The sequence below is a fragment of the Devosia sp. CAU 1758 genome (assembly GCF_054482695.1).
The window spans coordinates 861,564-873,722 of the sequence record NZ_JBTLRJ010000001.1; the positions used below are offsets into that span (position 1 = coordinate 861,564).

The following is a 12,159-nucleotide window of genomic DNA, read 5'->3' on the forward strand; positions in this document are numbered from 1 at the left end:
GTACCTGGTCCGCTCCCCATGATGTTTTCCCGTGCCGAAAAAACCCCGCTTGCCGAGTGGTGGTGGTCGATTGACCGCGAATTGCTGGGTTCGCTGGTCATGCTGCTGGCCTGCGGCATGGTGTTGAGCTTTGGCGCCAGCCCGGCCGTGGCCGAGCGCATTGGCCTGGATGAGTGGCACTTCGTCATCCGCCACGCCATGTTCTGCCTGGTCGCGGTCCCGGTCATGATCGCCACTTCGCTTTTGAGCCATCGTCAGGCACGCTTCGCTGCACTCGGGACGCTCGTCGTCATGACGATGCTCCTTTGGGCCACCTTGCATTTCGGCACCGAGGTCAAGGGTGCGCGGCGCTGGATCAACCTGGGCGGGCAGTCCCTACAGCCAACCGAATTCGTCAAACCGGCCTTTGCCGTCATCGCTGCATGGCTTTTTTCTGAATCCATGCTGCATCGCAATGTGCCTGGGCGGGTCCTGGCGACGGTACTGATGCTGGCCATTGTCGGCGCTCTGCTGCTGCAGCCGGATCTGGGGCAGACAGCCCTGGTCATGGCGACCTGGGCGGTGCTGCTGTTCTTTTCGGGGATTTCCTGGTGGGTCATCATTGGCCTTGGCGGCGCGGCTGGCGGCCTGCTGGTGGGCGCCTATACATTTTTCCCGCACTTTGCCCGTCGCATCGATTCCTTCGTCAATCCTGAAGATGGCAATACCTATCAGATCGACCGCGCCATGCAGTCGCTGATGGAGGGGGGATGGTTTGGTCGAGGGCCGGGCGAGTCGACGGCAAACCGGCTCATTCCCGACGCCCATGCCGACTTTGTCTTCTCGGCGGCTGCCGGTGAATTCGGCATTCTCTTCTGCATGGGCCTGGTCGGCCTGATCGGCTTCATCGCCATCCGGGCGCTGCTGGCGGCCCAGCGGCAGTCGGGGCTGTTTGCCCGGCTTGCCGCCTCCACCCTTGCGGTGCAGTTCGCCATGCAGTCGGGCATCAATCTGGCGGTGAACCTCAATCTCATTCCGGCAAAGGGCATGACGCTGCCCTTCGTCTCCTATGGCGGCACGTCTATGATTGCCGTGGCCTTCGGCATGGGGCTAATGCTGGCCCTGACCCGCACAAAGCCTGAGGAACGCATGGTGACCGGCCTTCCCACCTATCGCAGCGCCGTGGTAGCCCCCGCCGAATGAAAACCTTCGTCCTTATTGCAGGGGGAACGGGTGGGCACCTGTTTCCGGCCATGGCCCTGGCGCAGGAGTTGATCCGGCGCGGCCATGCGGTCGAGCTGATGACCGATCACCGCGTGGAGCGCTACGGCGCCGATTTTCCGGCCCGACAAATCCATATCGTCCCGGCGGCCACGCCGTCAGGCGCCAATCCGGTCAGGCTGGTGGGGGCGGGCATCACCATCACGCGCGGGATCGGCACGGCCTGGACCAGGCTGCGCAAGCTGCGACCCGACGCGGTGGTCGGCTTTGGCGGCTATCCCACGTTCCCGCCGTTCATTGCCGCGAACCTCCTGGGCATCCCCGGCATATTGCATGAACAGAACGCAGTCATGGGCCGGGCCAACAGGGCGCTGGCGCGCTTCGCCGATATTCTGGCCATGAGCTTTCCGACGACCCGGTTTGCCGACCAGCACGGGCTGGAAAAGGTCGTTACCGGCAATCCGGTACGCGACCGCCTGCGGCCGCTGGCGGGCAAGGCATATCCTCAATTGGACGACAGGGGGCCGATCCGCCTGGTCGTGACCGGCGGCAGCCAGGGCGCGCGGGTGCTGTCCGACATCGTCCCGGCCGCCGTCGCGCTGCTGCCTGATGATCTGCGCCACCGCTTGCAGATCGTGCAGCAGGCCAGGCCAGAGGATATCGACCGTGTGGCGGAGAGTTATCGCCAGTCGCGCACCAGCGTGGAGCTGGCCGCATTCATTCCGGACCTGCCAGAACGCATTGCCGCCGCACATCTGGTGATCGCGCGGGCCGGCGCCTCGACCATTACCGAGCTTTGCGTCATTGGCCGGCCGGCCATTCTCGTGCCGCTGCCGGGATCGCTGGACTCCGACCAGAAGCACAACGGCCTCTTCATGGAAGAGGGTGGTGGTGGTTGGGTAGCTGAGCAGGCCACGCTTTCACCGCAATCGCTTGCCACTCGACTTCACGAGCTTTTGACCGACCCGGCCCGCCTCAACCGCGCCGCTGCGGCGGCCCTGTCGCTGGGCCAGCCGCGCGCCGTCGAGAAGCTGGCTGACCTGGCCGAAATGCTGGCCGGCAAGCATGCCCATATCGAAGGGAGACCCACACCATGAAGATGCCCCGCAATATCGGGCCGGTTCATTTCATCGGCATTGGCGGCATCGGCATGAGCGGCATCGCCGAAATCCTGCACAACCAGGGCTATGTGGTGCAGGGGTCTGACATGGCGGCCAACCCCAATGTGCAGCGCCTGCGCGACATGGGCATCAAGGTCGAGATCGGCCAGAGCGGCGACAATCTGGGTCAGGCCGAGGTCGTGGTGATTTCCTCGGCCATCCGAAAGGACAATCCCGAACTGATGGCGGCGCGGGCCCGCGCCCTGCCGGTGGTGCGGCGTGCGGAGATGCTGGCCGAGATCATGCGCTTCAAGACCGCCATTGCCATTGGCGGCACCCATGGCAAGACTACCACCACGACGCTGGTGGCGACGCTGCTGGACGCCGGCAATCTCGATCCGACCGTGATCAATGGCGGCATCATCAATGCCTATGGCACCAATGCGCGCCTCGGGGGCGGCGAGTGGATGGTAGTGGAAGCCGACGAGAGCGACGGCACCTTCGTCAAGCTGCCGGCCGACGTCGCCGTGGTGACCAATATCGACCCCGAGCATCTCGATCATTATGGCGACTTCGAAGGGGTCAAGAGAGCATTCCACCAGTTCGTCGAGAACGTGCCCTTCTACGGCTTTGCCGTAATGTGCCTCGACCATCCTGAAGTGCAGGCGCTGGTGGGCGACATTCGCGACCGCCGCGTCATCACCTATGGCCAGAACCCGCAATCCGATGTGCGTCTGACGGACCTTGAAAACCGGGACGGCGTGCAGCATTTCGCAGTCGAAATCCGCGACCGCATCCGCCAGACGCAATTGCGCATCGATGGGCTGGAACTGCCTATGCCGGGCATCCACAACGCGCTCAATGCCACGGCCGCCATCGCCGTAGCCGACCAGTTGCATGTGCCTGCCGAGGCCATTCGCAAGGGCCTCAAGGGTTTTACTGGGGTCAAGCGCCGCTTCACCAAGACCGGCGAGGTCGCGGGTGTGACGATCATTGACGATTACGGGCATCATCCGGTGGAGATCGCTGCGGTGCTGCGCGCCGCACGGCAGTCGGCGCGGCGCGACGTGGTCGCGGTGGTACAGCCGCACCGCTATAGCCGGGTGCAGGACCTGTTCGACGATTTTGCCGCCTGCTTCAACGATGCCGATACGGTCATCGTGGCGCCGATCTATGCGGCGGGCGAGCAGCCGCTGCCAGGCGTTACCCATGAAGAGCTGGTCAACCGCATCCGCGCCCGCGGCCATCGCGACGCGCGCGTCATCGACGGTCCGGATGCCCTGGCGCCGCTCCTGGCGAGCCGGGTGGCGGAGGGCGATTACGTCGTGTGTCTCGGCGCCGGCAACATCACCCAATGGGCCGCCGGCCTGCCGGGTGAACTTGAAGCGCTGATGGGCGAGGCCGCAAAATGACCAAACATGTCGCCGTGCTCATGGGGGGCTGGTCCAACGAGCGAGAAGTTTCGCTCAGCAGTGGCCATGAATGCGCTGCCGCATTGAGGCGCGCGGGATATCTGGTCACCGAGGTCGATGTCGGGCGGGATGTGGCCCAGGTGCTGGTCACCCTCAATCCAGACGTGGCATTCAATGCGCTGCACGGGCCGTTCGGCGAGAGCGGCATGATCCAGGGCGTGCTCGAACTCCTGAAAATTCCCTATACCCATTCGGGCGTGCTGGCCTCGGCTCTGGCCATGGACAAGCACCAGGCCAAGATCATGCTCAAGGCCGCGGGTATTCCTGTCACTGATCACCTTGTCGTGTCTCGTGCCGAAGCCGGGCGCAATCATGTCATGGCGCCACCCTATGTGATCAAGCCGATCTCTGACGGCTCCAGCTTCGGGGTATTCATCGTCAAGGGTGATCAGAACCATCCGCCGCAGGAAATCCTGCGCGAGGACTGGAATTCGGGCGAAGAAGTGATGGTCGAGCGCTATATTCCAGGGCGTGAACTCACCTGCGCCGTCATGGGCGATGTGGCTCTGGGTGTCACCGAGATCGTGACCGACCTGGCCTTCTACAATTATGAGGCCAAGTACATTGAGGGCGGCTCGCGCCATATTATCCCGGCGCAGGTGAAACCTAAAATTTACGACAAAGTGCAACAGTTGAGCCTGAAGGCCCATGCGGTGTTTGGTTGCCGCGGCGTGACCCGGACAGATTTCCGGTACAACGACGCGGTGGGTGAAGACGGGGAACTTGTCTGCCTGGAAATCAATACCCAGCCGGGCATGACACCGACCTCACTGGCGCCTGAGCAGGCTGCTCATGCGGGGCATTCCTTCGAAGAACTGGTCTCCTGGATGGTGGAGGACGCGAGTTGCAACAGGTAAAGAGCGAGGCCTTTCTCGCCGGAGCGCGACTGGTGGATCCGCGCGCACTGCCTGTTCCCGTTCGCACGCCGCGTCGGCGGCTGGCCAATCGCTTCAACCGCGCCTTCGTGCTGCATGGCGGGCTGATCCGCCGCGGCGCCATGGTGGCCGCCATCTTGGCAACCGGGCTGGCACTCTATCAAGTGCGCGAGCCAACCGGCCAACTCGTCAATACTCTGGGCGGCATGGCGCAGGGCAATTTTGCCCAGGCAGGACTTGCCATCGGGGAGATTGAGATTTCCGGGCAGACGCTGACCAGCGAACAGCAGATTTTCGACGCCCTGGGCATTGAGCCGCATACGTCCACACTTGGCTTTGACGTCGAGGCCGCGCGGCAGCGCGTTGCAGAACTGCCGGCGGTGGACAGTGTTACCGTGCGCAAAACCTATCCGGGTGATGTCACCGTGCTGGTCACCGAAAAGGCGCCCGTGGCGCGCTGGGCGGTCGACGGGGTAACCTTCCTGATCGACGGTCGGGGCGAACAGATCGGCGAGGCCGGGGAGGGCTATGCCGGTCTGCCGCTGGTGATCGGGGATGGGGCGGCAGACGATGCCCTTGCCATGATCCGCGCCCTTGAGGGCTTTCCCATGCTCGAGGACGGGTTGGTGGCGCTGTCGCGCATCGCCGACCGCCGCTGGGACCTGATCTATGACACCGGGCTGAGGGTGCAACTGCCCGAGCAGGGCGTGGCGCAGGCCATGACCCGCCTCGTTTCCTACCAGAGTGACTACCAGCTCCTTGATCGCGACGTCTCCATCATCGATCTGCGGATCGACAGTGTCGTCGCCGTGCGCCCCAATCAGACCGACGAAGACCCCGAACAATCATGATCACCGATGCAATGACCTCCCGACTGCGGCCGGTCCAGCCCGGCAAGACGACGCTGGTGGCCGTGCTCGACATCGGCTCCACCAAGATCTGCTGCGTGATCGCGCGCCTGTCGCCGCGACCCGAGGGCAGGGCGCTCAAGGGGCGGACCCATCAGGCCGAAGTCATCGGCTTTGGTTATGGTCCCGCCGCAGGCGTCAAGAGCGGCGTGGTCACCGATATCGAAAAGGCTGAGCACGCCATTCGCAATGTGGTGGGCATGGCAGAGCGCGCCGCGGGGCTGACGCTTGAAAGTGTGCTGGTCAACGTGACCGCCGGGCGGCTGGGCTCGGAAACCTTTTCTGCTGCCGTCTCGCTCGACGGGCAGGAAGTGGAAAAGACCGACATTTTCCGCGTGCTCAAAGCGGTCAATGCCCGCTCGATACGCCCGGAACGCTCAATCATCCACGCATTGCCGATCGGTTATGCGCTAGATGGGCAAAAGGGCATCCGCGATCCCAAGGGAATGGTGGGCGAAAAGCTGGGCGTCGATGTTGCTGTGGTCAGCGCCGAGACGCTGGCCATGCGCAATCTCGAACTGGTGCTGCATCGCTGCCATTTGCAGATCGAAGCGCTGGTGGCGACACCCTATGCATCGGGACTGGCGACGCTGGTCGACGATGAATCCCAGCTTGGCGTGGCCTGTATCGACTTTGGCGGGGCGACCACGACCGTCTCGGTCTTCAATGACGGGCACATGGTCTATGTAGACGCCATCGCCATTGGCGGACATCACCTGACCCTCGACATTGCCCGCCAGCTTTCGGTGAGCGTGGCCGATGCGGAGCGCTTGAAGACCCTTCATGGCTCGGTGCTGCCGGGCCTGACCGACGAGCGCGAGATGATCGCCATCCAGCCGGTTGGCGCGTCGCATGACGAGGCGCCGGGGCAAATTCCGCGTGCGGTGCTGACCCGCATCATGCGGCCCCGCATGGAGGAAATCCTCACCGCCATCCGCGACCGCATGCAGGCAACCGGGATGATGGATGTGTGTGGCCGCCGCTTTGTACTGACGGGCGGCGCCAGCGAGATGACCGGCCTGCCCGAAGTGGCGCGGCGCATCCTCGCTCGCAATGTGCGCAATGGCCGCCCCATGGGTATTGCCGGCCTGCCCGAGATCGCAAAGGGCGCGGCCTTCGCCACTATGGCGGGCATGCTGGTCTATCCGCAGGTCTGCTCTCAGGAATATGTCGAGCCCCGCGGCAGGGGCAAGCTGACCGGCACGGACGGCTATATCGCCCGCGTCGGCAACTGGCTGCGCACAAGCTTCTGAGGGCGCAGGCTGACGACCACTTTGCCAAACTGGGTGCCGGATTCGAGGAAACGGTGTGCCTCCACTATCGCCTCGAAGGGGAAGATACGCGCCAGCACCGGCCGGAAACGTCCCGCCGTGACGCCCTCGTTGATATATTTGACCGCAGTCGCCAACCGGTCTTTTCGAGTCGTAAGTTCGTGGACGAGATAGCCCCGCACGGTCAATTGGCGCGCTAGCAGGTCATTGAATGGTATGACCATCGGCGCTGGATCGAGACCGCCATACTCGATAATGATCCCTCCCGGGGCCATGAGGGGCGCCAGACGGGAAACCATCCCCCCGCCGACAGCGTCCAGCGCGACTGCAAGCTTGCCGGCACCTGGCACGTCAAGTGCGCCTGATCGGCTGGAGCTGACGACAACATGCGCGGCGCCATGGGCGAGGAGCGCCTTCTGCTTGGCCGGGCATTGAGTAATGGCGATGGGTTCGGCACCTGCGGCGCGGGCAATGGCAATGGCGGCAAGGCCAACGCTGCTTGACGGTGCCGTAATAGCCACAAGGTCTCCAGGACCGATGCGCGCCACTTCGATCAGTGCTCCATAGGCAGTGAGGTAGGCCATCCATAGCGCTGCGGCCTCTTCCCACCCGAGCAGCGGCGGGTGAAGAACAACGCGTTCGGCAGGAACGATAATGCTCTCCCCATAGGTGGGGGAGTCGGCCATGGTCACGGCTGGAATGACGCTTACAGCATCGCCCACAGCCAGCACTGGGACACCGGCGCCAATGGCGTCGATGACACCTGAGGCCTCAAGTCCAAGTCCGGATGGCAGGGGCGGCGCTTCAATATAGCGGCCAGAGCGCATCAGGGCCTCGGCTCGGTTGAGTCCTATGGCGCGTACGGCAATGCGCACGGCGCCAGGGCCCGGCTCCAGGGCCGAGGCTTCCTCAACCCGAAGGACTTCCGGAGCGCCAATGGTGTGAAAACGAACGAAGCGTGGCATTTGATTTCCTGGAAGACGGTGTGGAAAGAAGGTGACAGAGCGCTTATCTGGGAAAAATCGCCGAAAACGACCTTCTTCTGAAACCTGGAGTTTGTAATGGACCGTCTTGCCAGCATGCAGGCCTTTGTGCGGGTGGTGGATGCAGGGTCTCTGACGGCTGCCGCGGAATCCTTGGGCATTTCGGCGCAGATGGTGGGCAAGCATCTGCGGTTCCTGGAGGAGCGACTGGATGTGCGGTTACTCGAACGGACCACGCGCCGGCAGAACCTTACAGCGATCGGTCGCGCCTATTACGCGCAGTGTCGCATAGTGCTCGCAGAGGCTGACGCTGCCGAAGCACTGGCTGAACGGGAGCGCGATGAGCCTAGGGGCCGCTTGAGGGTCACAATGCCAGCCTTATTGGGCAGGCGGTGCGTGGCACCGATCCTTGTGGATCTTGCGCAGCAGCACGCGGGGCTTGAGTTGGTGCTTTCGCTGACCGATCAATTCATCGATCTCGAAGACGGATTTGATCTGGCGGTGCGAAGTTTTGCGGTGCGCAATGACGGGCTCGAGAACCGCGCCGGACTGTCGACCAGGATGCTTGCCCGTCAGGAGATGGTCGTATGCGCATCGCCAATCTGTCTCGCGCAGCGTGGTCATCCTGCGGGACTGCCCGATCTCGCGAACCACGAGGGCATTATCTATGTGCGGGGAGGGCAGGTGCGCCCCTGGCGCTTTCCATTGGCGGGTGCGGTCCAGACGATCACGCCGCCATTCAGGCTGGCGTTCGATGATCTCGATGCCATTGCAGATGCTGCGCAGGCAGGAATGGGGCTGGCATGGCTACCGCGTTGGCTGGTGGCGGATGCTTTTGGCGATGGCCGACTGATATGGGTAATGGAAGACCAGCAGGGGCTTTCCTATGAAAGTTACGCGGTCTGGCGGCGAACACCCCATATCGCGCCGAAGCTGCGACTAGCCATTGATGCATTGGCGGCGCAACTGCCGTTGCGCTTTGACGCGCAGCAACATTCGCAAGATGCTCGCTCGCGTTGAGCGGTCGTGTTTACCCGGTCAGACCCCCGCATAGGCCTTCTCGATGGCCGCGATATCGATCTTTCGCATCTGCAGCATGGCCTGCATGGCGCGGTTGGCGCCTTTGGGGTCGCTGCCGCCTACGGTCCGGTAGAGGGCTTCGGGATAATTTGCCAACTCAGGCCGAATTTGTGTTTTAGCCAGCCGCACATGCTTTCCTTGCCGCCATTGGCGAGAAGGCCATTCCAGTAGTGTACGGTAAAATTCGATGGCCTCTTTGAGGTTGTTGTCGAACCAGAGGCAGGGAAAGATTTTTGTCATTGGTCTCTCTCCATCGTTGGTAGATTGCTAATCGGATATATTACGCATTGGTTATATGGAGGGCGTCCTGTGTCCCGGCGCGTGCGCGGTATGGCGTGGTTAACTTGGTGTGAAGGGGTAACCGGAACGTGTCGCATTTTGCGGGAAAGTTAACCGGACCGACTCACTTGTTAGGCTGGAGTTAACGAATGGCTGCGTAAATCTTAATCAACCACGCCACTATGGGGCCACCTATGACCATCAATCTGACCATACCGGACATCCAGGAACTGAAGCCCCGCATTACCGTGTTCGGTACGGGCGGCGCCGGCGGCAACGCCGTCAACAACATGATCGAGTCCGGTTTGGACGGTGTCGATTTCGTCGTTGCCAATACGGACGCACAGGCGTTGGCGCTTTCCAAGGCCCAGCGCATCATTCAGCTTGGCGTCGGCGTTACCGAAGGCCTGGGCGCCGGATCGCACCCCGAAGTGGGTCGCGCCGCCGCCGAGGAAAGCTGGGATGAGATCAATGATCATCTCTCCGGATCGCACATGGTGTTCATCACCGCCGGCATGGGCGGCGGAACCGGTACAGGCGCTGCACCCGTCGTGGCCCGCGCCGCTCGTGAGCAGGGCATCCTGACGGTTGGCGTGGTCACCAAGCCGTTCAATTTCGAAGGCAATCGGCGTGCGCGCCTGGCCGAAGACGGCATTGATGAATTGCACCGCCATGTCGACACGCTGATCGTCATCCCGAACCAGAACCTGTTCAGGGTGGCCAATGAGAAGACCACTTTCGCCGACGCTTTTGCGATGGCCGACCAGGTGCTGTTCTCCGGCGTCGCCTGCATTACCGATCTGATGGTCAAGGAAGGCCTGATCAACCTCGACTTTGCCGACGTGCGCGCCGTGATGCGCGGAATGGGCAAGGCGATGATGGGGACCGGCGAGGCGTCGGGCGAGGATCGTGCCCGTCATGCCGCCGAAGCCGCCATTGCCAATCCGCTGCTTGATGATGTGTCGATGCATGGTGCAAGGGGGCTGCTGATCTCCATCACCGGCGGCCCGGACCTGACCCTTTACGAAGTCGATGAAGCTGCCAGCCGCATCCGCGAGGAAGTCGATACCGACTGCAACATCATTCTGGGCGCGACCTACGATCCGAGCCTGACAGGCACCCTGCGCGTTTCCGTCGTTGCCACCGGAACCGATGCCACCATGGTCCAGGCCATGGAGCCGGCCAAGCCGCATGCCTCGCGCACGCCGCTTTCGGTCAAGCGGCACGTGCCAGCCGAGCGATCGGTGGTGCCGCAGACAGTGATGCCCGCAACTGCCGAGTTCGAAGCCGAGGAAATCGGTCATCAGGTCGAGACTGCCGTTGCTGAGGCCTTTGCTGCTCATCAGCCGACCCAGTCTTACGCCATGGAAGACGATGGCATCGTAGTCGAGCCCTATATGCCGGAAGCCGAATCCATGATGGAGCCGGAAGAAGCATCGATGACGCAGGAGCAACCGATTCCGAGCGTTTATGTGCCCTCGCACGCTGCCCGCCCCGATGGGCAGCGCCGCATGCCGCGGACCGAGGAACTGCCGGTTGTTGCGCGCCGGTCACAGGATGGGCAGGAACGTCATGACGCCGAGCCGCGCAATGCACGTGCCCTGTTCAAGCGCCTGGCCTCTAATGTCGGCCTGAACCTGGGCCCGCAGCAGGCGGAGGCTCGCCCCGAGCCGCAGGCAAGCCTGGCAGACGATGCCGCTGCACGCAGTGCAATAGAGGCAGGTGTGGCAAGGACTTCCCGCGTTGCACCGGCTAGCGAGGGTGCCCGCGGCCAGTTGGACAATCAGGGACGCGCGCCCGCTGCTCCGGCGCAGAAGGAACACCTGGAAATCCCGGCTTTCCTGCGCAAGCACGGTTGATCCTTCGTTGATCTTTTCCAAAAAGCTCCCTCGGTGCGGCTTCCGCACCGAGTTTTTTTTGGCTAACAGTTTTGTAAGCGTGAACGTCCGGGCGGAGCATTTCCAGGCATGAACAAACTTTCCACGCGCCAGCGCACGCTTGCCGGCGAAGTCAGCTTCTCTGGTTACGGTGTGCATGGTGCGCAGCCGGTGACCCTGACCATGGCGCCGGCTGCTGCTGACAATGGCTATTCGATCCGTCGCGATCTGGGCAATGGCAGCTTCACCAAGCCAGTGCAGGTGCATCATTCGCGCGTGACCCGCACGACGTTGTGCACGACGCTGGACCTGGGTGACAGTGTCAGCGTGGCGACCGTCGAGCATGTGGTCTCGGCGCTTTCGGGCATGGGCGTGGACAATGCCCTGATCACGCTTGATGGGCCTGAATGCCCGATCATGGACGGTTCGGCCTATCCTTTTGCCTCGGCTATTCTTGAGATCGGGATGGAAGTGCAGCCGGCGCAGAAGAAATTTCTCAAGATCTTGCGCGCTGTTACCGTGCGCAACAATGACGCCTTTGCCGCGCTCGAGCCCTATAACGGAAGGGCGCTGGACCTGGAAATCGACTTCGATTCAAAGGTCATTGGCCGCCAGCGCATGATCTTCGACTGGACCCCCCGGCGCTATTTCGAGGACGTATCCCAGGCCCGCACTTTCGGCTTTGTGCGCGACGCCAAGATCCTGCGCCAGGCCGGCTATGCTCTCGGCTCGAGCTTGGATAATTCCATCACCGTGCATGAAGACCGCGTGCTCAATCCTGGCGGGCTGCGCTACGAGGACGAATTCGTCCGCCACAAGCTGCTCGACGCCATTGGCGACCTGTCGCTGGGCGGGCTGGCGATCTGGGGCAAGTTCCGCTCCTACAAGGGTGGACATGCCCTCAATGCGCATGTCCTGGCGTCGCTCTTTTCCAGCGAAGCCAATTATGAAATAGTCAGCGCCGAAGACCTGCCGCTGGAATTCGAGAGTTTCGAGGACCAGCCGGACGGTCTTGAAGTCCATCACTACTTGCGGTCCGTACGCTGAGAGGGCTACCGAGCCCTTCGGCCGCGCCACAGTTTTGATCCATTTGCCAAATAGGCCCGCAGTCTTG

The 12,159-nt window shown here is 62.6% G+C and carries 11 protein-coding genes; 9 read left to right on the plus strand and 2 right to left on the minus strand.

Going from position 1 to position 12,159, the window contains the following annotated elements:
- Positions 1-21 precede the first annotated feature (21 nt).
- Genes ACXYMS_RS04300 through ftsA form a run of 6 tightly spaced genes read left to right on the plus strand, consistent with a single transcriptional unit; the run spans position 22 to position 6,808 of the window.
- Entirely contained in the window at positions 22-1,182 is a 1,161-nt protein-coding gene (locus ACXYMS_RS04300) for an FtsW/RodA/SpoVE family cell cycle protein (protein WP_458904610.1), read from the plus strand.
- Positions 1,179-2,297, plus strand: coding sequence for an undecaprenyldiphospho-muramoylpentapeptide beta-N-acetylglucosaminyltransferase (gene murG / locus ACXYMS_RS04305; protein ID WP_458903968.1), 1,119 nt, complete (start codon positions 1,179-1,181; stop codon positions 2,295-2,297). Before ACXYMS_RS04300 ends, murG begins: the two co-directional genes overlap by 4 nt.
- Entirely contained in the window at positions 2,294-3,712 is a 1,419-nt protein-coding gene (gene murC / locus ACXYMS_RS04310) for a UDP-N-acetylmuramate--L-alanine ligase (protein ID WP_458903970.1), read from the plus strand. Before murG ends, murC begins: the two co-directional genes overlap by 4 nt.
- Complete coding sequence (locus tag ACXYMS_RS04315) at positions 3,709-4,629, plus strand: D-alanine--D-alanine ligase (protein ID WP_458903972.1); 921 nt, start codon at positions 3,709-3,711, stop codon at positions 4,627-4,629. The genes murC and ACXYMS_RS04315 overlap by 4 nt, the downstream gene beginning before the upstream one ends.
- The gene (locus ACXYMS_RS04320; protein ID WP_458903974.1) at positions 4,617-5,498 is read left to right on the plus strand and encodes a cell division protein FtsQ/DivIB; all 882 of its coding nucleotides are present in this window, start codon (positions 4,617-4,619) and stop codon (positions 5,496-5,498) included. The genes ACXYMS_RS04315 and ACXYMS_RS04320 overlap by 13 nt, the downstream gene beginning before the upstream one ends.
- Positions 5,495-6,808, plus strand: coding sequence for a cell division protein FtsA (gene ftsA / locus ACXYMS_RS04325; protein WP_458903975.1), 1,314 nt, complete (start codon positions 5,495-5,497; stop codon positions 6,806-6,808). The genes ACXYMS_RS04320 and ftsA overlap by 4 nt, the downstream gene beginning before the upstream one ends.
- Here the strand turns inward: ftsA and ACXYMS_RS04330 are convergent.
- Positions 6,766-7,791, minus strand: a complete 1,026-nt coding sequence (locus ACXYMS_RS04330) for a zinc-dependent alcohol dehydrogenase family protein (protein WP_458903977.1) — start codon at positions 7,789-7,791, stop codon at positions 6,766-6,768. The two genes, ftsA and ACXYMS_RS04330, sit on opposite strands and share 43 nt — an antisense overlap.
- A 96-nt stretch (positions 7,792-7,887) precedes the next feature.
- Between ACXYMS_RS04330 and ACXYMS_RS04335 the strand changes: the two genes are divergently transcribed.
- Positions 7,888-8,829, plus strand: a complete 942-nt coding sequence (locus tag ACXYMS_RS04335) for a LysR family transcriptional regulator (RefSeq protein WP_458903979.1) — start codon at positions 7,888-7,890, stop codon at positions 8,827-8,829.
- Positions 8,830-8,847: 18 nt separating this feature from the next.
- On the opposite strand, the gene ACXYMS_RS04340 is transcribed toward ACXYMS_RS04335, so the two are convergent.
- Positions 8,848-9,129 carry a hypothetical protein gene (locus ACXYMS_RS04340; RefSeq protein ID WP_458903980.1) on the minus strand — a complete coding sequence of 94 codons (282 nt, stop codon included), beginning with the start codon at positions 9,127-9,129 and terminating at the stop codon, positions 8,848-8,850.
- Between the two features lie 233 nt (positions 9,130-9,362).
- Between ACXYMS_RS04340 and ftsZ the strand changes: the two genes are divergently transcribed.
- The gene (ftsZ, locus tag ACXYMS_RS04345; RefSeq protein WP_458903982.1) at positions 9,363-11,027 is read left to right on the plus strand and encodes a cell division protein FtsZ; all 1,665 of its coding nucleotides are present in this window, start codon (positions 9,363-9,365) and stop codon (positions 11,025-11,027) included.
- A gap of 108 nt (positions 11,028-11,135) precedes the next feature.
- On the plus strand, positions 11,136-12,092 hold the full coding sequence (lpxC, locus tag ACXYMS_RS04350) for a UDP-3-O-acyl-N-acetylglucosamine deacetylase (protein ID WP_458903983.1): 957 nt from the start codon (positions 11,136-11,138) through the stop codon (positions 12,090-12,092).
- Positions 12,093-12,159 lie beyond the last annotated feature (67 nt).

Coding starts and splice junctions, on each gene's coding strand:
- ACXYMS_RS04300 (WP_458904610.1), top strand. CDS start 22: ATGTTTTCCCGTGCCGAAAAAACCCCGCTTGCCGAGTGGTGGTGGTCG.
- murG (WP_458903968.1), top strand. CDS start 1,179: ATGAAAACCTTCGTCCTTATTGCAGGGGGAACGGGTGGGCACCTGTTT.
- murC (WP_458903970.1), top strand. CDS start 2,294: ATGAAGATGCCCCGCAATATCGGGCCGGTTCATTTCATCGGCATTGGC.
- ACXYMS_RS04315 (WP_458903972.1), top strand. CDS start 3,709: ATGACCAAACATGTCGCCGTGCTCATGGGGGGCTGGTCCAACGAGCGA.
- ftsA (WP_458903975.1), top strand. CDS start 5,495: ATGATCACCGATGCAATGACCTCCCGACTGCGGCCGGTCCAGCCCGGC.
- ACXYMS_RS04330 (WP_458903977.1), bottom strand. CDS start 7,791: ATGCCACGCTTCGTTCGTTTTCACACCATTGGCGCTCCGGAAGTCCTT.
- ACXYMS_RS04335 (WP_458903979.1), top strand. CDS start 7,888: ATGGACCGTCTTGCCAGCATGCAGGCCTTTGTGCGGGTGGTGGATGCA.
- ACXYMS_RS04340 (WP_458903980.1), bottom strand. CDS start 9,129: ATGACAAAAATCTTTCCCTGCCTCTGGTTCGACAACAACCTCAAAGAG.
- ftsZ (WP_458903982.1), top strand. CDS start 9,363: ATGACCATCAATCTGACCATACCGGACATCCAGGAACTGAAGCCCCGC.
- lpxC (WP_458903983.1), top strand. CDS start 11,136: ATGAACAAACTTTCCACGCGCCAGCGCACGCTTGCCGGCGAAGTCAGC.